The sequence below is a fragment of the candidate division KSB1 bacterium genome (assembly GCA_016214895.1).
GTDB lineage: Bacteria > Electryoneota > RPQS01 > RPQS01 > RPQS01 > JACRMR01.
In genome coordinates, this window is sequence record JACRMR010000003.1 from 86,429 (window position 1) to 110,153 (window position 23,725).

The 23,725-nt window shown below is 61.9% G+C and carries 23 protein-coding genes; 10 read left to right on the forward strand and 13 right to left on the reverse strand.

Annotated features, from left to right (window positions below):
- Positions 1-6 precede the first annotated feature (6 nt).
- From HZB60_02435 to polA, 8 genes are all read right to left on the reverse strand, one after another.
- On the reverse strand, positions 7-663 hold the full coding sequence (locus HZB60_02435; GenBank protein ID MBI5058622.1) for a DUF4433 domain-containing protein: 657 nt from the start codon (positions 661-663) through the stop codon (positions 7-9).
- Entirely contained in the window at positions 663-1,865 is a 1,203-nt protein-coding gene (locus tag HZB60_02440) for an MFS transporter (GenBank protein MBI5058623.1), read from the reverse strand. Before HZB60_02440 ends, HZB60_02435 begins: the two co-directional genes overlap by 1 nt.
- 561 nt (positions 1,866-2,426) lie before the next feature.
- Complete coding sequence (locus HZB60_02445; GenBank protein ID MBI5058624.1) at positions 2,427-3,665, reverse strand: hypothetical protein; 1,239 nt, start codon at positions 3,663-3,665, stop codon at positions 2,427-2,429.
- A gap of 32 nt (positions 3,666-3,697) precedes the next feature.
- Positions 3,698-5,371 carry a hypothetical protein gene (locus HZB60_02450; protein ID MBI5058625.1) on the reverse strand — a complete coding sequence of 558 codons (1,674 nt, stop codon included), beginning with the start codon at positions 5,369-5,371 and terminating at the stop codon, positions 3,698-3,700.
- 222 nt (positions 5,372-5,593) lie between these two features.
- Entirely contained in the window at positions 5,594-6,070 is a 477-nt protein-coding gene (locus tag HZB60_02455; protein MBI5058626.1) for a hypothetical protein, read from the reverse strand.
- Between the two features lie 405 nt (positions 6,071-6,475).
- Complete coding sequence (locus tag HZB60_02460; protein ID MBI5058627.1) at positions 6,476-6,844, reverse strand: hypothetical protein; 369 nt, start codon at positions 6,842-6,844, stop codon at positions 6,476-6,478.
- Positions 6,841-7,263 carry a hypothetical protein gene (locus HZB60_02465; GenBank protein MBI5058628.1) on the reverse strand — a complete coding sequence of 141 codons (423 nt, stop codon included), beginning with the start codon at positions 7,261-7,263 and terminating at the stop codon, positions 6,841-6,843. The genes HZB60_02460 and HZB60_02465 overlap by 4 nt, the downstream gene beginning before the upstream one ends.
- A gap of 267 nt (positions 7,264-7,530) precedes the next feature.
- Complete coding sequence (gene polA / locus HZB60_02470) at positions 7,531-10,431, reverse strand: DNA polymerase I (GenBank protein MBI5058629.1); 2,901 nt, start codon at positions 10,429-10,431, stop codon at positions 7,531-7,533.
- Between the two features lie 257 nt (positions 10,432-10,688).
- On the opposite strand from polA, the gene HZB60_02475 reads away from it, so the two are divergent.
- Both HZB60_02475 and HZB60_02480 read left to right on the forward strand, forming a co-directional pair.
- Positions 10,689-11,009 (forward strand): DUF3467 domain-containing protein, encoded by a 321-nt coding sequence (locus HZB60_02475; GenBank protein ID MBI5058630.1) that lies wholly within the window; start codon positions 10,689-10,691, stop codon positions 11,007-11,009.
- Positions 11,010-11,232: 223 nt separating this feature from the next.
- Positions 11,233-12,717, forward strand: coding sequence for a fibronectin type III domain-containing protein (locus HZB60_02480; GenBank protein ID MBI5058631.1), 1,485 nt, complete (start codon positions 11,233-11,235; stop codon positions 12,715-12,717).
- Between the two features lie 171 nt (positions 12,718-12,888).
- Here the strand turns inward: HZB60_02480 and HZB60_02485 are convergent, their stop codons facing one another.
- From HZB60_02485 to HZB60_02505, 5 genes are all read right to left on the reverse strand, one after another.
- On the reverse strand, positions 12,889-13,785 hold the full coding sequence (locus HZB60_02485; protein ID MBI5058632.1) for a hypothetical protein: 897 nt from the start codon (positions 13,783-13,785) through the stop codon (positions 12,889-12,891).
- Position 13,786: 1 nt separating this feature from the next.
- Positions 13,787-14,551: a hypothetical protein gene (locus tag HZB60_02490; protein MBI5058633.1), complete on the reverse strand. Its 765-nt coding sequence runs from the start codon at positions 14,549-14,551 to the stop codon at positions 13,787-13,789.
- Positions 14,552-15,149: 598 nt separating this feature from the next.
- Positions 15,150-16,244 carry an A/G-specific adenine glycosylase gene (gene mutY / locus HZB60_02495; GenBank protein ID MBI5058634.1) on the reverse strand — a complete coding sequence of 365 codons (1,095 nt, stop codon included), beginning with the start codon at positions 16,242-16,244 and terminating at the stop codon, positions 15,150-15,152.
- Positions 16,231-17,850: a hypothetical protein gene (locus HZB60_02500; GenBank protein ID MBI5058635.1), complete on the reverse strand. Its 1,620-nt coding sequence runs from the start codon at positions 17,848-17,850 to the stop codon at positions 16,231-16,233. The genes mutY and HZB60_02500 overlap by 14 nt, the downstream gene beginning before the upstream one ends.
- A 125-nt stretch (positions 17,851-17,975) precedes the next feature.
- Positions 17,976-18,509, reverse strand: coding sequence for a hypothetical protein (locus tag HZB60_02505; protein ID MBI5058636.1), 534 nt, complete (start codon positions 18,507-18,509; stop codon positions 17,976-17,978).
- Between the two features lie 164 nt (positions 18,510-18,673).
- Between HZB60_02505 and HZB60_02510 the strand changes: the two genes are divergently transcribed.
- The 8 genes from HZB60_02510 (at position 18,674) to HZB60_02545 (ending at position 23,475) form a co-directional block, all read left to right on the forward strand.
- Complete coding sequence (locus HZB60_02510) at positions 18,674-19,105, forward strand: hypothetical protein (GenBank protein ID MBI5058637.1); 432 nt, start codon at positions 18,674-18,676, stop codon at positions 19,103-19,105.
- Between the two features lie 191 nt (positions 19,106-19,296).
- Positions 19,297-19,935 carry a hypothetical protein gene (locus HZB60_02515; protein ID MBI5058638.1) on the forward strand — a complete coding sequence of 213 codons (639 nt, stop codon included), beginning with the start codon at positions 19,297-19,299 and terminating at the stop codon, positions 19,933-19,935.
- The gene (locus HZB60_02520; protein MBI5058639.1) at positions 19,932-20,072 is read left to right on the forward strand and encodes a hypothetical protein; all 141 of its coding nucleotides are present in this window, start codon (positions 19,932-19,934) and stop codon (positions 20,070-20,072) included. Before HZB60_02515 ends, HZB60_02520 begins: the two co-directional genes overlap by 4 nt.
- 187 nt (positions 20,073-20,259) lie before the next feature.
- Positions 20,260-20,850: a hypothetical protein gene (locus HZB60_02525; GenBank protein MBI5058640.1), complete on the forward strand. Its 591-nt coding sequence runs from the start codon at positions 20,260-20,262 to the stop codon at positions 20,848-20,850.
- Positions 20,843-21,220 (forward strand): fluoride efflux transporter CrcB, encoded by a 378-nt coding sequence (gene crcB, locus HZB60_02530; GenBank protein MBI5058641.1) that lies wholly within the window; start codon positions 20,843-20,845, stop codon positions 21,218-21,220. The genes HZB60_02525 and crcB overlap by 8 nt, the downstream gene beginning before the upstream one ends.
- A 129-nt stretch (positions 21,221-21,349) precedes the next feature.
- The gene (locus HZB60_02535; protein ID MBI5058642.1) at positions 21,350-21,694 is read left to right on the forward strand and encodes a DUF190 domain-containing protein; all 345 of its coding nucleotides are present in this window, start codon (positions 21,350-21,352) and stop codon (positions 21,692-21,694) included.
- Positions 21,694-22,848: a glycosyltransferase family 2 protein gene (locus HZB60_02540; protein MBI5058643.1), complete on the forward strand. Its 1,155-nt coding sequence runs from the start codon at positions 21,694-21,696 to the stop codon at positions 22,846-22,848. The genes HZB60_02535 and HZB60_02540 overlap by 1 nt, the downstream gene beginning before the upstream one ends.
- Positions 22,849-22,983: 135 nt before the next feature.
- The gene (locus HZB60_02545; GenBank protein MBI5058644.1) at positions 22,984-23,475 is read left to right on the forward strand and encodes a dCMP deaminase family protein; all 492 of its coding nucleotides are present in this window, start codon (positions 22,984-22,986) and stop codon (positions 23,473-23,475) included.
- Positions 23,476-23,725 lie beyond the last annotated feature (250 nt).

Here is a 23,725-nt window from a genome sequence, read left to right on the forward strand (position 1 = left end):
TTTAACTCATCGCTGCAGCATCCGTTCCGGCCAGACGAAGAGCTGGGGACGCACTTCGACCTCGAGGACGCGCTGATGCAGCTCACAGAGTCGCCGGATTTCGCGGGCGGTCGCTTCGCCGGCTACGATGATCGAGTTCGCACGCTCCAGCGGCAGCGCGTGTTGCACGAGCACTTCAGCTTGCGGGTGCGTGGGGATGGACTGGGCCAGGTCGCTGCGCGTCGCGCCCTCGACTTCGGCGGTGAACATCGCGCGAAATCCCTCCCGTCCCGAGCCGACATGGCGGCCGCGATCATGCGCCGCGGACATGGCACAGAAGCGCGTCGTCTCCCGACTCAAGAGCGCGAGCTCCAGCGCGAAATGCACCCAGTCGGCCTTCCAATCGCCCTTCGAGCGCCGATAGAGCAGTTCGACGTTGGGCAGCGTCAGCGAGCAATTGACATAGTCGAGACCAACGGCATATTTCTCATAGCGGTTCGGATCGTGCAGGTAGCGCGCGGCGCGTTCACGTCCATGGCGCGCGATCAGCCCGGCGGCGGTGTCGATGACTCCGCTTTCGAGAATCGCGGGCAGGTTCTTGTAAAGATGCGTGGAGTGCAGCAGCAGCGTGATTCCGCGCCGCCGCGCATCCGTTTCCACCGACGCCTCACGAAACGGCCACATCACACGGCTCGCAGTCGCGGTTCACGCGCGAGCACGAAGGACACGGCGATCAGGCAGAGTACGGCGAAGCCGAGCATCGTGATCGACGCGCCGATCCACGCCGCCAGCAGTCCGGCCAGCAGACTTCCCACCGGCAGAAATCCGAGAAAGGCGGTGGTATAGAAACCGAGCACGCGACCGCGCAGATGATCGGGCGAGTGTTGCTGCAACAGTGTGTTCGTGGACGCGAGCATATTTACGAATGAAAAACCCGCGCCGAACAGCATGGCGAGCGAGAACCAATACCAATGCGAAAGCGCGAACCCGCCGACGAACACGGCGAGACTGATCGCGCCGACGATCACAGTGAAGCCCCGCTTGGCGCCGGGCGGCAGCGTGGCCTGCCGCAAGCCGCCGGCCAAGGCGCCCAGCCCGATTGCTCCGGTGAGCACTCCCAGGCCTTCCACCCCCACGTCGAGGATCCGGTCGGCGACGAGGGGCATCAGCGGCACATAAGAGAAGCCGACGACCGCGTAGATCATCACGTTGAGCATGAGCGTGCGGTGCAGTGGCGAACCGCGCACGTAGTCGAACGCTTCGCGCAGTTGCTGGCGGACGGGCGCGCTGTTGCCTGGCGATTGCGGAAGATTCTTCATCATGAACAGCGTCGCGATCAAGCCGAGAAACGAGACCGCATTGACCGCGAAGATCCCGCCTTCGCCGATCACGGGAACGAGAAAGCCCGCGATGGAAGGACCGACCAATCGCGCGGCATTGAATGTTGTGGAATTCAGCGCGACGGCATTGCCGATATCTTCCTTACCGACCAGGTCCTGCGCGAACGAGAGCCGTGCGGGCGTGTCGATGGCGACGAAGATTCCCGACACGACAGCAATTCCGAGAATGATCTCCGGTGTGACCTGTCCGGTGAGCGTGACGATGGCCAGCGCGGCGGCGCTGAGTCCGAGCCCGAGCTGGGTGACGACCAGCACGGACCGTTTGAAATGCCGGTCCACGATCACGCCGCCGAATGGCCCCAGGATTAGGGATGGAAGCTGCGGCATCGCGCCGATCAGACCCAGCCAGACGGTCGAGTGCGTGAGCCGCCAAACGAGCCACGACTGCGCGAGCACTTGCATCCACGAGCCGAGCATCGAGATCGCGAATCCGAGGAAGAAGAGTCGAAAGTTGCGGTGCTGAAATGCGCGAAAGGTCGGGTTCATTCTGTCTGGCTTTCCCCCCACGTTGTGGGGGGATCAAGGGGGGGTCGGTAATCTTGCTCCAGGATGTCACGTTCTTCTGTCGCGCCGCACAGCCGTGCGCGCTCGGGGATACCTGACACCCCCCTATAATCCCCCCTTGAAAGGGGGGATAGGGCTCGGGAGTGATGATTTCTGCTCTTAACTGTTGCGAAGCGCCACTCCGTCAGGTCGCAACAACTCAATGTTGGCACGCTGTCCCCCCGTTCACGGGGGGACAACAGTGGGGTTCGGTCAATCTTGCTCCGGAATGTCACGTCCTTCCGTAGCACCGCACAGCCGTGCGCGCTCGGGGAAATACCTGACACCCCCCTATAATCCCCCCTTGAAAGGGGGGATAGGGCTCGGGAGTGATGATTTCTGCTCTTAACTGTCGCGAAGCGCCACTCCGTCAGGCCGCAACAACTCAATGTTGGCACGCTGTCCCCCCGTTCACGGGGGGACAACAGGGGGGGGCAATCTTGCTCTGGAATGTCACGTCCTTCCGTAGCGCCGCACAGCCGTGCGCGGTCGGAATTCTCCGGTTCAGTATTTCCAGCTCAATGTGACTTGCCGGAACTGCTGATCCGGATAGCGGTCGTCGTACCACGGATAAACCGGCAGGCCGTCATAGTCGATCACGCTCTCATGGTACTGCACGTCAACGCGGCTGAGCGCAGACTCGTCGAACAAGCGGAAGAGTCCGTTGAGGGACACGCCGAACCCGTTGGTCTTGTAGGAAATCCACTGAATTCCGCCGCGCACTTCGCCGCGCCGCCAGTAGAAGATGTCCAGCAGTCCGATTTCCCAACCCTCGCGGACCAGTACATCCTCACTACTCCGTCCCTGCACGAATTGCTTCACCGGCTGGATTCGGCCGAGCGGGTTGGTATAGCGATAGCCCCGGCCGTCATAGCCTTCAATCAACTCATCTTCCGCCTGAATTCCGGCGCTCAACGAGATCGCGTGCACTGCACGACGCTCGTTCACGGGGACATTCCATGCGCTCAAGATGGTGAACCCCAGCTGGCCGTTGCGCGGCAGCGGATCGCCGCCACCCATGGTAAGCCCATCGTACTTGACGGTTCCACCGACATTCGTCATCGTGTAGCTGGCTCCAAGCAGAACGGAAATCGGCAATGGTTTCGCCAGATTCTGATGCTTGGCTTTCCGAATTGCCGCCAGTATATTCCAATGCACCTGCGTGCCGAAATCCGTGGCGAAGGCGTCGGCGTCGTACTGCCCAAGGTGGGAATCGATATATTTATGCGTGAAGCCGAGCCCCAGATTCCAGCAGTCATGGTGCAGGCCGCCCGACAACGTCAGTCCATAAGCCCGCTCCCATGAATGAAACTCGCCGATCATCCGTCCATTTTCATCGTAGGATGAGATCGTGCCCATGTCAAACAGCACTTCGTTGTAGCCGACCGCGATGCTGAGCGGCGCGGTCCAGCCGAAGTACTTTTGTAAGGACTGTGGATCGAAACCGTAATACGCGCCGCGGGCCGCATACTCGAAGTCGAGGCTGGACCCGCCTCCGAGATACCAATCCAGGCGCTCGGTGTAGAGCGCCGCCGTGGCGCGGTGCTCTCTGGCCGCGACGCCAATTTGCCCCGGTCGCGTGAACATGCTGAGCGGATCGGCGTCGAACGGATCAAAATAGAGTCCGCCTCTGCCGATGGCTTCCGGCGATTGCGGATAGTTGAGAAAGAAGAAGGTGCCGCGAGCCGCGTGAAGCTCATTTATTCCCAGCAGCAGGCACAGCAACAGTCCATAGCGAAACATGTTTGCCCCCTTCAGGTGCGTTTGCAGCGATGTCAGTCTCGACCGGATTTCCCGAGCTTCGCAAGTGCCGATGTGAATTTCAGATTCTTGCTCAGCGCGCGCGCATAGTTGACTTCACAACCCGCACCCTTGGCGCGACACAGCTCAAACACGCTCTGCCGTTCGCGGGCAGTCCAGCGGTCGAAATCCGGAATCGCCAGGGCCCACAGGAGCATCTGTCCGGCGCGCACTTTCTCGTCCTTAGTCCATCGCGAGCTGTCCAGCCCCCAGCGGAGGTGACACTCTTTCAGTACTCGTGATTCGAGACCTTTGCGGCTTCCGTTGAACAAGTGCGCAATCGTTTTCGTTGCAAGCAGGCCCACCGACCCGAGCGGATATTCGCGATACTCGCTCGGTGGACGGCCCGCCAGTGAGAGTACGACATCCGCCTCCGCGATCTTCTTGAGCACGGATTTCGGAGTGCGGTAGCCCTTCCGTTTTGCGATTAGCGCGCGTTCGCGATCGGCGATCTTGCGAATCGCCGGGTCAACGGAGCGGAAGCCGAGCTTGTCATAGAACCAGTAGGTCCCCGACACCAACCCCTCCGTATTGCCCTCGCCACCGAGTTGCCAGCGGCGCGTCACCAGCCACGGCGCTGGACAGACCGCGCGGCAGATGCGGCCGTACTGCGCATAGAGCCAGGCCGCTTCACCGCCCCGGAACGTATCGAACACATTGATCGAAATTTCGGAACGCTGGCCGGTCAGGCCGCCCGCGCCGTACCCGATGGGCACGTTGTTCTTCAGAATAATGCAGCCCCAGCCCGCCTCGATCGGCAGCCGCATTTGCGGTTGCATAAACCACCACACGATCCGGATTCCGCGGTCGAGGGGGATGTCATAGACCTCTTCCGGATTGCCGTAGGTGAGCGGGTACAGTTCGCGATGGCGGATCAGGAGCGTCGAATAGACCAAATCGAAGAACTGCAGGCCGAGCTTCCGGGACACGGGTTTCGGCAGCACGAGCGGCCGGTTGATCTCTCTGACGAGGTCAAACGACGTTCGCGCGGCCGTGGGATCCCAGATGAACATTTTCCGGGGTTGCCCATCGTCAACCAGCGTGCGCGACGGACCCTCGGGGATCAGTTCGAGGGCCAGCGGGAGCTGCAGCGGGTTGTAGATGTGCTCGCGGATTCCCGCCGGGAACGCGGCCTCGAACCGGTCCAGCAGCCACGCCAATGCGCTCTGTTTGCCCCGCGCGGCCTCAATCAGGTCGCGGGAGCTCAGGTCGCCGTCGTCGCCGGCATCCGCTTCCACGGCCGTCAGGAACATGGGTAGCAGCGCGGCGAGCGGGTCCGGGTCTTTGTGGTCGAACTCCTCCCAGTCGATGTCGATCTGACCCTGTTGTCGCCCGGCGAGCCAGCGCACGGGCAGGTCGTCGAAGGCATAAAACATCCGCGACCCGACGACTCCGCTTTGGTCAAGGGAGGTTCGCTCGTCGTCGTCGAGGGCGCGAACCCGCGCGTAGAACTGTTGCAGCTCGCGTTCGCAAAATCGACGGACTTCGAGGCTGCGCGGATAGGCCTTGTAGAAGAGCAGCGCTTCGTGTAGTGCGAGTAGTTCGTTGCCGCTCGTGCTGCGTGCGGCGAGCACTTGCAGGATCTCGAGGGTGCGTGGCGGACTGGGCCGCGCGGCGAGTTCCTTGGTGAGGGAAGAAAGGGATGGCATGGATCGGGCGGGAAGGAGGAAGCACTGGGGAATCGGACGACTGAGACCGACTGGCCAGGTGCTGAAATGGACTCACTGAGCAGGGGCTGCGTCCCTGCCGGGAAGAACGGGGCGCGCGAGACAACTCGCAGCAGGCGACCGCACTCCGGAAGCAGAAAGCCGGCCACGGGGAACGAACCCACGGGCCGGCTTTCCAGTTCGCCGAAAACAGAGGCGACAGAATTACATGCCCATCGTGGGCTTCTTCGCCGCGACCTTCTTCGCTGTCCGCTTCTTGGTCGTCCGCTTCTTGGCCTTCTTCGGGGCGGCCTTCTTGGTCGTGGCCTTCTTGGCGGTGGCCTTCTTGGCGGTCGACTTCTTGGCGGTGCTCTTCTTGCGCTTCGGAGCGGCCTTCTTGGCAGTCGACTTCTTGGCGGTGCTCTTCTTGCGCTTCGGAGCGGCCTTCTTGGCGGTCGACTTCTTGGCGGTGCTCTTCTTACGCTTCGGAGCGGCCTTCTTGGCGGTCGACTTCTTGGCGGTGCTCTTCTTACGCTTCGGGGCGGCCTTCTTGGCGGTCGCCTTCTTGGCGGTGGCCTTCTTCGGGGCGGCCTTCTTGGCGGTCGACTTCTTGGCGGTAGCCTTCTTCTTGGGGGCAGCCTTCTTGGCGGTCGCCTTCTTGGCCGTGGACTTCTTGGCCGTGCTCTTCTTGGCAGGCGTCATAACACGATCTCCTTGAACTGATGACTGGGCAGGGACTCGTTCGGAAACGATGAGTGTTGGGCCGGCAAGCTCTCCGCTGCCCACTTCTCGGGGAGCCTGGGATCGGCCAGTTTTAGAGGTCCGTGCGGCGGACCTGTCGTCGCTGGCCTTCCGCACAGTGAGCGGACCGGCCAACAATCCTATCAACAGCCTTCGAACGAAGGCACTGATCTCGTTTCCGAATCGTACGTGACATCGAGCGACGTCAGCGCACTTTCTCGACCCGACTTAGGTTGCAACCATCGGGCCAATTCGCTTGCAAAGCGCGGCAACGCGCGTTGTCGTTCCCGTTATTTTGCGTGTGGTCGCGGGGTTCCGCGCGTCCGCGAAGTGCATTCTGGCGGGATTTCCAAGGGCGGAATTCGCTCACTTGAACCAGCCTCGCCGCCGTTTGCGGGAGGCCGTCTTCGCGACTCTGCGCTCGCTTTTCAGGGCTTTTTCGCGAGCCCTAACGACCTCTTCCTTGGCATCGAGCAGATCGCACAACCAGCCGATGGTCTCGCGTCTTTCCAGGGCTTCCCGGACCAGATCATACTGGCGGGTGTCGAACAGCGCATGGACAAATGGGGCGAAGAACAGCATCGCTTGCGACCCCACGAAGTTCAGCGGTCGCGCGGATTCCAGAAAGAGCAGGGCTGGTACGGTCAGCCTGCGGGCGGCGACGCCGGCGGCCAGCCGGTCGAATAGCTCGACCTGTTCCGGGCTGAGATACTCGGGCGGGGCCGGACCGCTCATCGTTCGGCGCGCGGGATCGATCGTTCCAGAAAGCTCTTGAACTCTTGAGCATTCCGGCCCAGTTGAACCCACAGTCCGCGATACGGATCGAGCCGATTCGGTTCCGCGAACGGGGACAGAAACACGGCCCGCGCCCCCGGTACGAACCGTTTGTACCCGTTCAGCCGGTGCGTCGTGCGGAACCACCAGCGGCTGAATTCGATCTCGGTTTCACTCACGCGGTAGCGCTGTGGAACCCAGAACCGGTTGAGGGATCCGAGCAGGAAGACCAGGCTGATGAGTGCCCATTCACTCGAGTGGAAGCTGAGGCCGACCAGCAGCGGAATCAGCACCAACGCGGCGACGAAAACCGTCGATCGCGCGTGATCCGCGCCCAGCGGCAACACACTCCATTCAAAGATCACATCGGTGTCACGCATCAAACCCGTAACCTCCGATGGCAGATAAGGCGAAATATATAACACGATTCTTGAAAATGCAAGTCCTTTCGCAAAAAAAGCCAGTACTTTGCGTTGGAAACGCGACTGCATCCGCATTCACGGAGCGATGTTGCCCGAATTCATGCATCACACCGCTCCAATCCTGTTCGAGAATTGCTCTCTGCTCCGGTCCGCGCGGTCGAAGATATCCACAGGACGGTGCTCCCATCGCGGTTCGCCGCGTGCCGCCGTGCCGGATTCACCGGGTCAGTGCGCCGCGAGCCAACTTGGGCCGTGGCCGATGTCCACGATCACCGGAACGGACATCGGCAGCGCGTGCTGCATCTCCTCGCGGACCATCGTCTCCAGCGGTTCGCGGTCGGCTTCCGCGACCTCGAACACGAGTTCGTCGTGAACCTGTAAGAGCATCCGGGCGGCAATCTTTTCCGAATGCAAGCGGCGATGAATGCCGATCATCGCGAGCTTGATCATGTCGGCGGCGCTGCCTTGAACGGGGGTATTGATGGCCGTGCGCTCGGCGAATTCGCGGACTTGCCGTTCCTTGGCCTCAATGTCCGGGATGCGCCGCTGGCGGCCCAGAATCGTCTCGACGAATCCCCGTTCCCGGCACGTCACGATGGTTCGATCCATGAATTCGCGGACCCCCGGATAGAGCTGGAAATAGGCATCGCGGAACGCTTTGGCCTCGTTTCTCGGGATGCCCAGCTCCTGCGCGAGGCCGAAATCGGTTTGGCCGTAGATGATGCCGAAATTGACCGTTTTGGCCGCGCGCCGCATGTCCGAATTGACCGTAGTCAGGTCGCACTTGTAGATCAGCGCGGCGGTCTCCGCGTGAATATCGCCGCCCCGGTTGAAGGCCGCGACCAGCCGCTCATCGCCCGACAAGTGCGCCATGATCCGCAGCTCGATTTGGCTGTAATCGGCGGAAACCAGAGTCCAGCCTGCCTCGCCCGGGACGAAGGCCTCGCGGATTCGGCGGCCGACTTCGGTTCGAATCGGGATATTCTGCAGGTTGGGGTTGTTGGAGGCCAATCGTCCGGTCGCCGCCACGGTTTGACTGAACGTCGTATGGACGCGCCCGGTTCGCGGATGCACCATCTGCGGCAGCGCCTCGACGTAGGTGCTCTTGAGTTTGGCCAGCGTCCGGTATTCGAGCAGTTTGAGCGGCAGATCGTGCATCGGCGCGAGGGTCGTCAGCGTGTCCACATCGGTGGACGGGCCGGTCTTGAGCTTCTTCTGGACCGGCAGCTTGAGCTTGTCGAACAGGATTGTGGCGAGCTGTTTGGTTGAGTTCAGGTTGAACGATTCTCCCGCCGCGCGATAGCACTCGTCGGTCAGCCGGATCAGATCGCGATCCAGCTCTTTGCTCATTTCGGCCAGCAGCTCGACATTCAGCCGGATGCCGTTGAACTCCATTTCGCGCAGCACGGGCAGGAGCGGCAGTTCGACCTCGGTCAGGATCTTCTCCTGTGAGGCGAGCATGGGCTTGAGCTTGTGCGCCAGCCGCAACGCGTAATCGGCGTCCTCGCAGGCGTATTCGCAGACCCGCTCGACCGGAACCTCGCGCATGGTGATCTGGCTCTTGCCCAAGCCGATCAGCTCGTCGGTGGCGATCTTCGGCAATTGCAGGTAGTCCCGCGCCAGCGCGTCAATGCTGAGCGTGCGGCTGCCGGGGTTGATGATATAGGCCGCGAGGATGCTATCGAACACAATCCCGCAGGTCACGACCCCGTGGTTCAGCAGCACCAGCGTGTCATATTTCAGGTTCTGTCCGGTCTTGGGCACCTGCTCGTCTTCATAGAGCGCCCTCGCGAAGGACAAGAACGCCTCGCTGCCCCTCCTGCTCTCCCCCCCGTTCACGGGGGGGCTGGGGGGGGGTCCAAGATCGGCATTTGGATTATCGGCCATGCCCCCTCCGAACAGATCCAACCTCCGGCTCTCCCTCCCGCTCATGTGGCCTTCGCTCTCCCCCCCGTTCACGGGGGGGCTGGGGGGGGTTCTCAGATCGGCATTTCGATTTTCGATTTTGGATTTTGGATTTCCGGCATCCCCCAGACTCGCCACATCCACATACCACGCCTCACCTTCGACGATCGCGAAACTGGCGCCCACGATTTCGGCTCGCATCGGATCGACGGATGTCGTTTCGAGATCCATGGAAAGCAGGGGGCGCTCGCGCCGCCACTTATCCACAAGTTGCGATAGTGTCGCTCGATCCTGAATCAAGCGGTAGTTCCGCACCGACAGCGGTGCCTGCGCTCCGGCCGGAGCCGCCGCACCCGCCATCTTGCGGATGCGCTCGAGCAGCGAGTAGAGTTCGAGTTCGTTCAACAGCCGCTCGAGTTCCGCATTCAGGATCGGCTTGAGATCGCACTGGTCATGCCCGAAATCGACCGGCGCGTGCGTATCGATGGTGACGAGTTCCTTGCTCATGAGCACCTGTTCGCGGTCCCGGAGGAGCGCGTCCCGCGCTTTGCCCGGCTTCATTTCCGCGGCGGCGTCGAGCACAGCCTCCACGGAACCATGATCCAGCACCAGCTTGACCGCTGTTTTCGGTCCAATTCCGGCCGCTCCGGGCACGTTATCGGACGTGTCTCCCATCAGCGCGAGCACGTCAATCACTCGTTCCGGCGGGACGCCGAAGTGGGCTTCGACCTCCTTTGGCCCCATCACGAGCGTCTCTTCCTTGCTCGGATTATAGAGAAAGACGTGCTCACTCACCAGTTGCTGGTAATCCTTGTCTCCGGTCACCATGAAGACATCATAGCCCTCGGCTTCCGCCTGCCTGGCCATGGTGCCGATCACATCGTCGGCCTCCCAACCCGGTCGAGCCAGAATCGGAATTCCGGTGGCCTTCAAGACCTGATCGAGTCGGCCCAGTTGATCCACCAACTCCTCGGGCATCTTCTGTCGCGTGGCTTTGTACTCGGTATAGGCTTTGTGGCGAAAAGTCGGTTCAGCGGTATCGAAGACAATCGCCAGATGCGTCGGCCGCTCTTTCTCGATCAAGCTAACCAGCGTATTCAGGAAGCCGAAAATGGCGGACGTGATCTCGCCCCGGCTGGTCTTGAGCGGGTTGCGCAGGAAGGCGAAGTGCGCGCGATACATCTGCGCCGAGCCGTCGATCAGGAAGATTCGCTTGTCCATAGGTCGAGTCCGTGGTCGTTCAATTCTGCGCCCCGGGCAGGGTCAAGTTCACGCCGAGCGGGGTCTTCAGACCCCGCCGGAAACCGCTTTCGCAATTCAACGTCTCCATCAGTGCAATCTAACTAATCGCTGCAAATAGGCAAGCCGTGCGGTTCGTGGATCCCTCTTCGGTGGACCGTCCCGCTTGACTTTCTCCCAGATTCTGCTTCTTTGTAGAGGTGTCTTTCTAACCATTTGTTCAAGTGAAAACCATTCCCATGTCTGCCGACCCGAAACCACAGCAAATCAATATTCAGTTAGACGAGAAGATCGCCGAGGGGATCTACTCCAACCTCGCTTTGATCTCCCACAGCCCGGCTGAGTTCTTTATCGACTTCGCCCGCATGGTACCCGGCGCGCCCAAGGCCACTGTCCAGTCGCGGATTATCATGACTCCGTCGCACATGAAGTTCCTAATGAATGCGATCAAGGAGAATATCGAGCGATACGAGAAGCAGTTTGGCGAGATTAAGCTGCACGGTCAGCCGCAGCCCGGCGGCGGCGGCTTCGGCTTCAAACCCGGCGGCGAAGGCCAGTAGGCCGCGCGCGGCCGGAATCTGCCTCGAGTCCCCCTCCGTTCGCGGGGGGGTCAGGGGGGCTCGGAGCCCCCGCCGAGCCGTGCGTCCTCGCGCGGCCGGACTCGGAGCGTCACGCCGGGTAGGGCACCGGATAGCAAGTTACCCCGAGCAGGGTCTCCCGACCCTGCCGGAATCCGTATCGAGACTTTGATTTTTCAATTTTCGTTTTTCATTGCTTCTTCCCATGTCCCGAATCAATCCACTCATCCTCCTGTTGCTCGTCGCGGGACTCGTGCTTTCCTGTAAAGATCCGAAAGACCCTGTGACTCCGCCTGCGCCCGTGGTGCCGACCGGGCCCAACCTGTTCACGATCGTCAGTGTGACGCAGTACTCGATGAATCTGACTTGGAACGATCGGTCGGAGGATGAAGACGGGTTCAAGGTCCAGGTCTATATCGAGTCGGAAAGCGCCTGGTTTACCCAGGCGAATGTGGCCGCGCATGCCGGGATCGGAACGGTGACCTACGAGCTGACCAACCTCTCACCGGGGACAGTTTACCGGCTGCGGGTGGTCGCGTGGAACGCGGCGGGAGAGTCGGCTCCGTCCAATGAGCAGCAGCGGTCCACGACCGCCGCGCCGTTGCCCCGCGCGCCGTCGGACGTACAGGCGGTGGCGCTTGCTGCGGTCACGGTTCGCGTGACCTGGCAGGACAATGACGTCGTGGATGCTTTCGTGATTCAGCGCCATGTCGCGGGGGGGCAGTGGGCGGATCTCGCCACCGTCGGTGATGCGGTCGTGGTTTACACGGACAACACCGTGAGCGCGGAGACGACATACTACTACCGCGTCGGTGCGCAGAACGAGAATGGGATCGCCTGGAGCGCGGATTCCGCCGTGGTGACGACACCGGCGCCCGGCGCGCCGTTGGCCCCCGACAGTTTGGTCGCCGAGGTCGTGATCGGCCGCCGCGTCATTCTGCATTGGTTGGATCGCGCCGTGAACGAGACGGGCTTCGAGCTGCAACGCGCGCCGTACGGACAGCAGTTCCAGCCGCTGGCCATGCTGGGGCCGGATGTGACCCAGTACAATGATGAGTTGGGGACGAACCCGGATGTTTACAACTATCAGTTGCGCGCCTACAACGGCATCGGCTCGTCCGGCTGGGTTCGCATTACCGTGGATTATCGCTACTGTTCGGACGGGCTCATTCCACTCTGCGAGGGCAACACCTGGGACTACGTAGTCTCCGACACGGTCGGCGAAGATTATGAGATTCGCGTGCAGTCGCTGCGTCCGGAATTCATCGACGATCTCGACTGGTACGGGATCCGTTCGATCCGCACCGGCACGCCCGACGTCGATACGCTGTATTACTGGCGGAACATCGACGACACCGGAACATTCCAGCTCGATTACCCGGCTCCGGTCCCGGCGGCGGGCAACCTGCTCTATCGCTGGCCGGCCGCGCTCGGCAGTTACACCGTAATCAATGGTGACTCCGTGCAGTTGGTTTCGACGGGAACCACCGTACTGGGCCGCACGGAAGCGGGCGAGGATACGGCGTTCACGAACTGCCTTGCGTACGAACATCGTTACCACGGCTCCGACCGCTATGATCAGGTCTTCATTCATCCGAATGATATTGGAGTGGTACAGCTCAAACAGTACGTCCGCGGCATTGGCGTGGTCGCCGTCCGCGATCTGATCCGCTGGCACATCCAAAACTGAACTTGCTGAACCTCCAGTAACTGAGAACGGCGACCGCCTTGGTCGCCGTTTCTGCTCGGGTCTCCCCCCACATCCAGTGGGGGGCCGGGGGGGATGCGCGTCTTCGCGCAGCTGTTCTTCCTCGCCGCACGCTGCGCGTCTCCGCGCCGCTCCACCGCCCTGCTTCCTCCCTCATCCTTCCAGTAGCAGCATTCCCCCCTCCATCGGTCCGCCCGACGGCTCTGCAATCACGACCGGCAGGTTGCGAATCTCGATTTCCTGCTCGATCAGCGGTCGCAGGATCTCGCGCTGTTCCCACAATCCGCCCATGATAACCACCGGCACGGCATGCGCATCGGGCAGCAACGGCTCCGCGATTCGCTCCACCAGGTCCACGAGTTCGATGGCCATTCGCGTCAGCATCTTCATCACCGACGGATCTTCCTGAGCGTATTGGAACGCCAGCGGTGCCAGCTGCGCCCACTCGCTCGGCCCGAAGTTTTCGGAGTAAACCTTGGTGATTAGCTGTGGCGTGAATTCCAACCCCAGTTGTTCCAGGACTGCGGAATGAAACGGGGATAGTTCATCGTTCTCATACTCGAAGAGACACTGCCGGATGATCTCGCGCCCCAGCCAAGCTCCGCCGCCTTCGTCGCCCAATAGCGGTCCCCAGCCACCGACGCGCTTGAATTCGCGGCTGGCCGGTGTCTGGCCGTAGGCAATCGTCCCCGTTCCGCAGATGAGGAGCACACCCTGTCGGCCTCCGGCGAACGCCCCTCGATACGCCAATTCCGCGTCCGGCACGACATGAATCTTGCAGGTCGGCCACTCAGTCCGGGCCGCGACCAGGGCGGCATTCCGTTCTTGTTCGCGTCCGACTCCGGCCAGCCCGAGTACGACGGTATCAAACCGCGCGTCGCCGCCGAGCAGGTGCCGGAGGTCGCGCAGCACGGCTCGCAGGCCTTCCGCTTTGACCTTTCCGAAATTGGACGGTCCGGATTCCGCGGTCGCCAGAATCCGTTTGTTGGGAATATCCACGAGCCACGCCCGCGTTTTGGTCCCGCCGCCGTCCGCGATCAAGGCATGCACGTCAATAGACTCCGTTTTCGAGAATCGTCCCGGGTAGGAAATACCCGAGTTCTTTCAAATCGCCCACCGCCTTTTCGAGCGCGCCCTGCCAGCGGTTATGCATATTCTCCGTTAGCGGCAGCAGGTAATCGGGCTTCAACTCCAGCGAACCCGCCCAAGCCGGTCGGGTCACATCGAGCTGTTGCACCACCGCTTGTGCTCCGGGTGAATTCGTCGGCAACGCCGCCAACACATCGGTAATGACCGTCATGCGCTCAACTTTAGAGCGGGCATTTCGCCGCGCGTCCTCGACCGCGGAGATGGCATTGAAGTAGGCGCTGCCGCCTGCCCCCGTGGTTCCACCGGGCAACTCCGACAGCGTCGTGCGATAGTCCACGGACTTGATATCCTCGTTCATCTCGCTCAGCAGAATATTCCCCTGCCGCGAAAGGGCAACCGCGAGAAACCGGCCAATCTCGCGCCAGGCGTCAGGGGGTTCTTGTTTGTGCCGCAGGCTGATTGCCGCGCAGACCAGACTCGCCTGCAACAGGTACGGCAGGGGGTCTTTGTCCTGCACTTCGAGTGGCCGGACCAGCTCGGTCGTGAGGCGGCAGAACTCCAGCCAGACCTTCATCCGGTCCGGCTTTTCATTGACCAGTTGAATCGCCAGTGCGCGCGCATTCTCGATGTCGCCGCTCTTGCGCAACGATTCGACCTCGCGGAACGACTCGTCGCCGACGCATCCGCCCAGCGCGATCAACAGCGTGAAGATAAGTATAGTGCGCATGATCGTAGGATTTGCTTTCAGATTTCAGCGTTTCACTCGCCCGCCGGGGACTGATAGTTTCGCCGAGCCGTGCGACCTCGCGCGGCCGGGATCGGAGCGTCAGACCGTTCCCCGGTTTCCGGGGCAGTCAGATGGGGTTGGTCTTCGGCAATGGACTCCCCCCCGTCAGCGGCGGAGGACAACGGGGGGTCTGTACCAGCCAGAATTCGTGCCGCACCCGGCGGCACCGTGCTCGGCGCCATCGCCGTGCGGGCTTGTCGCCGAAATCGGAATCCGCCGAGCGGGGACTGTGTCCCCGCCGGAATTGACGGCAGTCAAATTCCGTTGTGCTTCAATCGGCATCAAATGCCTCAGATTCCGGCCGCGCGGGGACGCACGGCTCGGCGAGCGCCTTTCAGCAATAAGCGCCATCCAGCCGTGCGCGAGCTTCAGACTCTATCCGCCGAGCGGGGACTGTGTCCCCGCCGGAATTGACGGCAGTCAAACTCCGTTGTGCTTCAATCGGCATCAAATGCCTCAGATTCCGGCCGCGCGGGGACGCACGGCTCGGCGAGCGCCTTTCAGCAACAAGCCCGTGCGCCGTTGCGGAATTCAGATTCTAAGTCTGCTTCAACTTCGCCAGCACGACCCGGTCCGCCTTCGGGAACGCGTAATCATCGAGTTCGGCCGGCGTCACCCAGCGATAGTCCGCCACGGCCAGTTTGCGAATGCGTCCCGACCGGACCCGGCAGTCATAGCAGTGCAACGTGATCGAGAAGTGCGAGTAGCCATGATCGACGCTCATCAGATGCTTGCCCACGGCGATTTCGATCCCCAGCTCTTCCAGGATTTCGCGCGCGACGCACTCCTCCAAGGACTCGCCGTCATGTTGCTTGCCGCCCGGAAACTCCCAGAGGCCGCCCAGCATCCCTTCGGGTGGTCGCTGCGTGATCAGGACTTTGCCACGTCGCCGGATCACCGCCGCGCCGATTTGATAGTGTGGAATCCGTTTCGCCGGAGTTTTGCGTGGCAGGACCGTGACATCGGCCAGCGAGGCTCTCGCCCGGCATTCCGTCCTCAACGGGCAATCTTCGCACATCGCCGAGCGCGGCCGGCAGAGCGTGGCGCCCAACTCCATCAGCGCCTGATTGTAGTCGCCGGGACCGAGTTTCAGCCGGGTAATCTCCGTCATCAGCGATTCCGCGACGACCCGCAGCCGTTTCAAGGCAGGCGTGGTCTTCAGAATCCGTCGTTCGCGGAGCACGCGGGCGAGGACGCGCTCCACGTTGCCGTCAATTACGGGCACCGCTTCGCCGTAGGCGATCGAAGCGATCGCGGCAGCCGTGTAGGCGCCGATGCCCGGTAGTTTTCGCCATTCCGCCGCCGCATGCGGCAGCCTTCCGGTTTCGGCAACGAGCCTGGCCGCTTTGTGCAGATTCCGCGCGCGGGCATAATAACCGCAACCTTCCCACGCTTTCAGCACCCTGTCCATCGGTGCCGCGGCCAGGGTCTCGACCGTCGGAAACTGTCTCAGGAAGCGCGCGTAGTATGGCTTGACCGTCTCGACTTGCGTCTGCTGAAGCAGAATCTCACTGATCCAAATTCGGTACGGATCACGTTGCTCACGCCACGGCAGCTCGCGCTTCTGTTTCCGGTACCAGCGGAGCAGCGCCCGCAGCGCGTTGGCCGACAGCGCCGGTTTACTTTTCGGCATGCAGGTCCCGGCGGGCAAACAGGTAGAAGTCGGGTGCCCAGTCCGTGACAAAACTCTCAATCGGTGCGAGGACGTCGGTCTTTCCGTTCATCGACGCTCGCCACAGCGGCTCATAGAGTTCGGCGATCATTCCGCCGCGCATGGCGCGCAGATTGTCCTGATTCGCGGTCACGAAAGCATATTCCGGACGTTCCGCGAGCAGGATCGTCTGCAAATCATTCCGGAAGGTCATCGCCTGCGGCCAGACCAAGCCCGGCTCGTCCAGAATCTGCAATCCGGTATAATAGCCGAACGCGCCGAAGTCCATGCCGTAGGCCCGCATTCCGGTAAATGACTTCCCCGCCACCCACTCGCGAATCTTCGAATACACGTTGCTCTCCATCCGGTCACGTCCGAACGCCGCCGCAAACCCGACCCATGCTGTCACGATGAAAACCGCCGCACCGATTGCAATCCTCTCCGTCCCGGGCAGGGGACGCCCGTTGGATTCCCCTCTGTTCACGGGGGGGCAGGGGGGGGTCACGTCGGCCCCGGGCTTGCGGATCGCATCAACCCACACCCCGGCAGCCACCGCCGTCACCACCACCTTATAGAACCAAATTGGCACACAATACCACGCCCATAGATGCGCGCCGGTAATCATCCAGACCAGCAGCAACAGCACGGCCCACGGAGTATAAACCCGCACCAGGGCGGACGCGCTCCACGCGCTGCGCAGTCCAACTAATGTCGTGATTGTGAGCACAAACTGCAATGGGTCCCGCAACGGAAACAGGGCCAGCGTGAAGACCTCATGGTAGTGGTTCGGCAGCGCCATCTTCCCGGCCACGGACTGCGGAATCCAAGTTCCGTAGTACCACCGTTGCAACACCGCCCCCAGCGTGACGATGACGAATCCGACCGCTGCCGCGGCGAGCAATCGCTGCCACTCGGTGCCTCCTCCATGCACGGGGCGCAATGCAGTCTCCCCTTTTTTTACGGTAGGGCAGGGGGGAGTCTCTACCTCCCCGCCGAGCCGGGTCTCCAGACCGTGTTCCCCGCCGAGCAGGGTCTCCCGACCCTGCCGGAATCTACCCGGACTTCGCATTTTTCTCACCACCGCATACCCGAGCATCCCCGCGGCGCACAGCGCCCCTTCCGGTCGCACAAACACGCTGGCCGCAACGATCACGGCGGACGCGATCAGCCGCCCGTCTAAGAGCAGCAGCATCGCCCCCATGGTCATGAGCAGGAACAGTGACGATTCCATGCCGCTCACCGCCGTTTTCGCCAAGAACAAGTCCAGCGCGAATAACCCGACCGCCACCGTCGCCGCCCGCGCGCGGCCCTCGTCGCGCAGCCGACGATAGACGAGCAGTGCGATCACCGCATCGAGCAGCAGTCCAAGCGTTCGGGCACTCCACACGAGCCGCAGGCCCGCTGCCGTCGGAGCGGCCAGCACCAGCCCCCACAGTGGTGTGCTGATCCCCTGCACCCGTTCGCCTGCATTATAAAGAAAACCTTGCCCGGAGACAAGGTTTTCCACAAATCGAAACGTGATGAACGCGTCATCGTAAAGATAGAAGCTGTACATCGCCGCCAGCCGCGACACGATGAGCGCGAGCAAAAGTGCGAAGAAGGGGCGCAGCGGAGGAGGCGGTGAGGTTTGATGGGGAACGTGGCGCGGCAGAGTAACAACCGGGGAGCAGCCATCCTCCCGTTTGACGGGGGATAGCGGGCGGGTAGCGACGCTCAATTCATGGACACTTCGCCGAGGTCCATTTCCAGCAGAAACCGGATCGTCCCGGAGACCGGCTCCATCGGCATGTCATCCGATCGATCTCCGAGCCACCAGCCCTGCACCTCCTCGGAACCATCGAGCCACACTCGCATCATCCGGCGATTGGTCACCACGAGCACCGATTGACCGGGATTGAGCCGCTGGAGTCGCCACCGCCGCCAGAGCATGGCGACTGCCACGAGTCCGAACAGCCCCAGCCAACTCAATAGCGCCAGCGCCACCGCGACCGGATCCTGAAAGATAAACGCCGTGGTCCCCACAATCAAGAGCGGAGTCACGAGCATCATGGTCTTGAGGACCAGGAAATGGCGGGCCTGATGCCGGTTGCGCGGATCGGGCCAATCCTGCACGGTGCTTACGAACTCGTTGGGCCGCAGGTGCTCCTGCAACAGGTCCAGCAGCTCACCGGCCTGCCGGTGGACCGCCATGAACTGCTTGGGCGTAAGCTCGCCGCTGCTATATCTTTTGAGAGTATCGAGGTCCATGATTTGACGTTGCCCGAGTCCCGCTTGGGCACCCCACCATTCAACCACTACAAATATACGCTTCCCGTCTCACTACCGCAAGCCCGCAATGGCCTGCTGCGTGAGCTGGTCAGGATAGGCTAAAGAGTTGCTTTTCAGGAGAAAAAGGCGGATATTGAGACTCCATGAACCCGTATTATCAGGACTTTAGCCGTACTCTCCGGGCTTTCCTCCTTGTACTCGGCTGGACCGCTGTGGTTTCCGCCCAGCCGGTCCCGGATTCGTTGACCTGTCCGGGGGACTCCCTACGGATTATACCTTGCGGTCCGGTCGTCGGTTCGTTTGGCCCGTCGGCTCGCGTCACCGTGGCCGATACCGTGGCAGGCTGGGCGAAAGTGTATGTCGAGGGCTGGGTCCCGGTGGACCGGGCGATCCCGTTCCTCAATCAGGTTCGCCTTGACAGCGTTTCCGCAAGGGCCGCCCTCGACCTATTGCCGGCCTCCGTCAGCAAGCCGTCCGACGTCCGCCGGCAGTGTGAGGCGACGACTACCAAGGGCACGCGCTGCTCCCGCAAAGCCGAAAAGGGCTCGCGGTACTGCTGGCAGCACAAGAACTGAGCGTCTTTCTGCCGAGGCACCCATCCCCTGGTGCCCGGAATCTGTCGCCGCGCCGTGCGTCCCCGCGTGCCCGGAACGTGTCAATCGTAGCGGCGCACTGCGTGCGCTCTGTTTCGCCGGGCAGGGACCATGTCCCCACTGGAGTCGGTTCGGTTCGCCGTAATCATTCTCGAAGTTTCGCATTTCCAATCTTGAAATTCCTGCTTTCCCTCCTCCTCTTGTTACCAGCCGTCGCACCCGCTCAGCCGCTCCTGCAGCCGACGAGCGGTCTCGCCACGGATTACGAGTGGGAGTTACAATCGCCCAATCGCACGTTGTTCCGTGATCTGACTCCCGTGGGCCGGATTTCGCTGCGGCACATCGGCGGCATGGGCGGTATGTTGGGCAAGAAGGGTAAGGACACGGGTGAAGACCTCTTCGTACAGGCGGATGTCGCGTTTATTCCGGGCGATACGGTACGGTTCTTCGCCGCCAACATCTCGCTGACCAACGGCGGCGTGCAGGCCGAGAGCATACTCGATGCCGGCGAGCTGCCCGCGCTCTATTCCGCGTTGAAATACATGTTGCAGACCGCCGGGCATATTATTGATACGGATCGACCTGACACGCGCGTGCAGCATCGCTCGAAGAGCGGTTTGACGTTCATGTTTAGTCAGCGGGGCACAGAGCAGGGTTTTTCGATCAGCTGGCCGGTCGGGCCGGGCCGGGTTGTCGAACGCGGACTTGAAGCGGATCAGTTTCAATCCCTGATTGATCTGCTCGACCTGACCATGTTTGAACTGCGGCGGCAGGGTGCGGTGATTCAGGCCGTTGTGGAGCTCCCGCGATGAGTCCGGAGCCGAAAGTTCCGGCCCAGCCGCGTCGCCCCAAACCGCGAATTCCGCTTCCCACCCAACCCGCCAAGGTGATCGACGACGACAAGGTTTACAAGCGTAAACCCAAGCATCCCAAGCGCATCCAGCCTTAGTTCGCCGTGCGTGTCGCGCTCGCCTTCTTCCGCCGCGCGGGTTGTCTTCGCGTTTTTCCGCCGCGCGGGTTGTCTTCAACTCGCCGGAATCCGACTGCTTGTGGCGGCACGTCAAATAAGTCTTGACGTGTCCACCTCTGCCTTCAGGTTTCAAGTTTCACGTTTCAGGTTTTCTGCACTTCTCCCCATGTTCTACAAAGACCTCATCCCCAAGACCGCCGCGCTCGCCGCGGGCCGACATGTCATCTACGCGTTGAACGACGGTCGTGTGGAGATACGCAACGTCGGCCGGCGTCATCATAGTCTGGCCGCGCAGCCGGAATTCCGCCTGCATCTGCATTTCGATCAGCGCGAGCTCACGCCGCGCCATAGCGATTTCTTCAGCGATTTTCTGCTCAAGATCGAAACCCGGCACGAGTTGCGGTTGGCCCTGACGGAGACCTGCGAACTGGTCTGCAACGGCAGCGATCCCATTGAGAGCGCGCAGCATCACAAGCTGCCGGCCTATTTTGCCGAATGGGGGGAAGGCACGTGGTCGTTTCAGATGGGCATGTATCAGACGGGCGGCCTGCCGACGGAAGTGTTCCTGTGCGGGTTGCAGACGCTAATTCGCGTCTATCAATTGAATGATCCGACGCGCAACTGGCCGGAACTCTATCGCGTCGGTTTTGTGAATCTGGAGAAGGGCCAACCGTTGCTCGACGTGGTGAGATCGCTGGCTCCCATCGTGCGCCCCGGCAAGCGCTATTTTGACCGGCAGGAACGCAAGCTTGCGTGAGCTGTTGTGGGTGGGCAGCGGCGGGTTTCTCGGCTCGGTGCTGCGCTATTATGTCGGCGGCTGTGTACAGCGCGGCTTGCCCGGCTCCGCGTTTCCCATGGGCACGCTGGCCGTGAATGCCCTCGGCTGTTTGGTGATCGGATTGCTCGCCGGCCTCGCGGAGTCGCGTTTCGTGCTCTCGGCGGAAGCGCGGCTCTTCTTGTTGATCGGCGTGCTCGGCGGCTTCACGACGTATTCTTCGTTCGGCTACGAAACGGTTGCGCTCGCTCGTGACGGCCAACTGCTCGCGGCGTTCGGTAACATCGCATTGCAGCTCGTGCTCGGCCTCGGCGCGGTCTATCTCGGCCTCGTGGCCAGCCGCTTCCTGTAACCGGGTCCGCCGCGCAGGGGCTGTGTCCCTGCCGGAATCGGAATTCCTGCGGCAGCACGTCTGCTGAGTCTTGACGTTCCCCGCTCTGCCTTTCACGTTTCAAGTTTCACGATTCAAGTTTTTCTTCCCATGCTCTCCGGCGACGGCCAACTACTTAGAATTTTCATCGGTGAAAGCGACCGCATCGACGGCAAGCCGCTCCACGAGTGGATCGTCTTGCGCGCGCGCGAACACGGCCTCGCGGGAGCCACGGTCCTGCGCGGTCTCGAAGGCTTCGGCGCGCACAGCCGCCTGCACACGGCCAAAGTACTGCGGCTATCGACGGATCTTCCGCTGGTCATCGAGATCATCGACAAGGCCGAGAGGATTGAAGCGTTTCTGTCGGTGATCGATTCGGCGATCGTCGAAGGCCTCGCGACCGTGGAGAAAGTGCACGTTCGCTGGTATCGCGGTCGCCAGCCGCGCGAGGGTTGATGCACACCGCGGCCTGGATCGTGCTCGGGGTATGTCTGCTGGCGATGCTGCACACGTACGCGCTCTATCCGCTGACGCTGCGGCTGTTTCGCCGTCGCTTTGTCGATCCGCCGCATTTTCCCGACGGGGCCTGGCCAACCGTGGCGGTATTGATTCCGGCGTACAATGAAGAGCGCGTGATCGGCGAGAAGGTCCATAACGCGTTGGCGCTGGAGTATGGGCCGGGCAAGCTGGAAATCCTGATCGGCTCTGACGGTTCGACCGACCGGACCAACGAGATTGTGCGCGGGATTGCCGATGCGCGCGTGAGATTGATCGAGCTGCCCGGTCGCAGCGGCAAAGCCGGCGTGTTGAATGCACTCGTCGCTTGCACGGAGGCCGAGATCCTTGTCATCTCGGACGCCAACGTGGAACTTGCCGCGGACGCCGTGGGCAATCTGGTGCGGCATTTTGCCGACCCGCACGTCGGCGTCGTGAATGGCGGCAAGTACATTCGGGTTCCGGCCGGCGCCATCGACGTCGCGGGCGAAGCGACCTACGGCACGTACGAGAATCGCCTGCGCACGATCGAGAGTGAGGTGGGCGGCATGTCCGGCGCGCTTGGCTCGCTGATGGCCGTGCGCCGCTCGCTGTATCAACCCTATGGACGCGGCGCGCTGAATGATGATACGGTGCCCGCGATCTGGGCCGTACTCGCGGGCTTGCGGCAGGTGCATGATCCCGCGGCCCGCGCATTCGAAGAATCGGGGGCGTCGGTGCGCGAGGAATACCGCCGTCGCGTGCGCATCGGTGCGGGCAATTTCCAGACGCTCTTTCGCTACGCCCGCGTCTTGCAACCGCGGTACGGTCTGGCCGCCTACAGCTATTTCTCGCACAAGGTGCTGCGCTGGGTCTTTCCCTTCCTGATGATCGGCGCGCTGGTTTCCAGTTTCTCGCTGCGCGCCACGCTGCCGGGCTACTACCTGTTTTTAGTCCAAGTGTGCGGCTATGCGGCGGCGCTGCTCGGTGGCCTGCTCGGACTGGTGGGAATCAAACTGCGCATCCTGTCCCTGTTGTTTCTCTTCGTGGCCCTGAATGTGGCGCTGTTGCAGGGCTTCTTTCGTTACGCGCGCGGCATTCGCGCCAGCACCTGGGAGCGCACCGACCGCGCCTGAGGTCCCGTCTCAACTCCGCTGAAGCGGGCGGCAGGGGCCGACGGCGTCGCCCGCTTTTCCCCGCCGAGGCGCCCGTCCCTGCGTGCCCGGAAGCGGATCGTCAAGTTCCAAGTTTCACCTTTCAAGTATTCTTCGATGCCCCGCATTTCCTGGGACGAATATTTCTTCGGCATTTCGCATCTGATCGCGCAACGCAGCGTCTGCCCGCGGCGCAAGGTCGGCTGCCTGATCGTCCGCAACAATCAGATTTTGTGCACCGGCTACAACGGTCCGCCGGCGGGCCATCCGCATCCCGATGAACTCGGCGGTTGCGAGCGCGAGCGCGAGGGGGTGAAGTCCGGCGATCGCCTCGAACTCTGCTGGTGTTTGCATGCGGAGCAGAACGCGATTCTACAGGCCGCGCGCAATGGCGTGTCGATCGAAGGCGCGACGATCTTTGTGACGGTCTTTCCCTGTCCGATTTGCGCGCGCATGATCGCCAACTCCGGCATTCGTCACGTGAAAGTGTTCGGTAATTACGCGGGCGAGGAGCGCTCGAAGCTCATGTTTGAACGCACCAAGATCGACGTGAGTTGGCCTGACGTGACCGGTTTCAAGTTTCCTCTCGAAGGCCCCGACGGCTGGTGACGAATCCGCTTTTCTCTCGCCTCCTGTGTGGGGATCAAAGGGGGAATTAACGTTCCCTGCCGGAATCGTGCTTGACCGGTCCCCGTAGCGCCGCACCGCCGTGCGCGATCTGCCTCTGCCGCCGCCAATCCAATTGCCCATCGCCGGGTTCGGGTGTGTTGTCCCGATCTTCCCGCGGTGGGCTTTTCTTGGGGATCAAGTTAGATCAACTCCGCCACAGATTGTCTCGCAAGCCGGGGGCAGATAACGC

Excerpts from the sequence above, each read along its gene's own strand:
- HZB60_02435 (MBI5058622.1), bottom strand. The coding sequence starts at position 663 with ATGTGGCCGTTTCGTGAGGCGTCGGTGGAAACGGATGCGCGGCGGCGC.
- HZB60_02440 (MBI5058623.1), bottom strand. The coding sequence starts at position 1,865 with ATGAACCCGACCTTTCGCGCATTTCAGCACCGCAACTTTCGACTCTTC.
- HZB60_02445 (MBI5058624.1), bottom strand. The coding sequence starts at position 3,665 with ATGTTTCGCTATGGACTGTTGCTGTGCCTGCTGCTGGGAATAAATGAG.
- HZB60_02450 (MBI5058625.1), bottom strand. The coding sequence starts at position 5,371 with ATGCCATCCCTTTCTTCCCTCACCAAGGAACTCGCCGCGCGGCCCAGT.
- HZB60_02455 (MBI5058626.1), bottom strand. The coding sequence starts at position 6,070 with ATGACGCCTGCCAAGAAGAGCACGGCCAAGAAGTCCACGGCCAAGAAG.
- HZB60_02460 (MBI5058627.1), bottom strand. The coding sequence starts at position 6,844 with ATGAGCGGTCCGGCCCCGCCCGAGTATCTCAGCCCGGAACAGGTCGAG.
- HZB60_02465 (MBI5058628.1), bottom strand. The coding sequence starts at position 7,263 with ATGCGTGACACCGATGTGATCTTTGAATGGAGTGTGTTGCCGCTGGGC.
- polA (MBI5058629.1), bottom strand. The coding sequence starts at position 10,431 with ATGGACAAGCGAATCTTCCTGATCGACGGCTCGGCGCAGATGTATCGC.
- HZB60_02475 (MBI5058630.1), top strand. The coding sequence starts at position 10,689 with ATGTCTGCCGACCCGAAACCACAGCAAATCAATATTCAGTTAGACGAG.
- HZB60_02480 (MBI5058631.1), top strand. The coding sequence starts at position 11,233 with ATGTCCCGAATCAATCCACTCATCCTCCTGTTGCTCGTCGCGGGACTC.
- HZB60_02490 (MBI5058633.1), bottom strand. The coding sequence starts at position 14,551 with ATGCGCACTATACTTATCTTCACGCTGTTGATCGCGCTGGGCGGATGC.
- mutY (MBI5058634.1), bottom strand. The coding sequence starts at position 16,244 with ATGCCGAAAAGTAAACCGGCGCTGTCGGCCAACGCGCTGCGGGCGCTG.
- HZB60_02505 (MBI5058636.1), bottom strand. The coding sequence starts at position 18,509 with ATGGACCTCGATACTCTCAAAAGATATAGCAGCGGCGAGCTTACGCCC.
- HZB60_02510 (MBI5058637.1), top strand. The coding sequence starts at position 18,674 with ATGAACCCGTATTATCAGGACTTTAGCCGTACTCTCCGGGCTTTCCTC.
- HZB60_02520 (MBI5058639.1), top strand. The coding sequence starts at position 19,932 with ATGAGTCCGGAGCCGAAAGTTCCGGCCCAGCCGCGTCGCCCCAAACCG.
- HZB60_02525 (MBI5058640.1), top strand. The coding sequence starts at position 20,260 with ATGTTCTACAAAGACCTCATCCCCAAGACCGCCGCGCTCGCCGCGGGC.
- HZB60_02535 (MBI5058642.1), top strand. The coding sequence starts at position 21,350 with ATGCTCTCCGGCGACGGCCAACTACTTAGAATTTTCATCGGTGAAAGC.
- HZB60_02540 (MBI5058643.1), top strand. The coding sequence starts at position 21,694 with ATGCACACCGCGGCCTGGATCGTGCTCGGGGTATGTCTGCTGGCGATG.
- HZB60_02545 (MBI5058644.1), top strand. The coding sequence starts at position 22,984 with ATGCCCCGCATTTCCTGGGACGAATATTTCTTCGGCATTTCGCATCTG.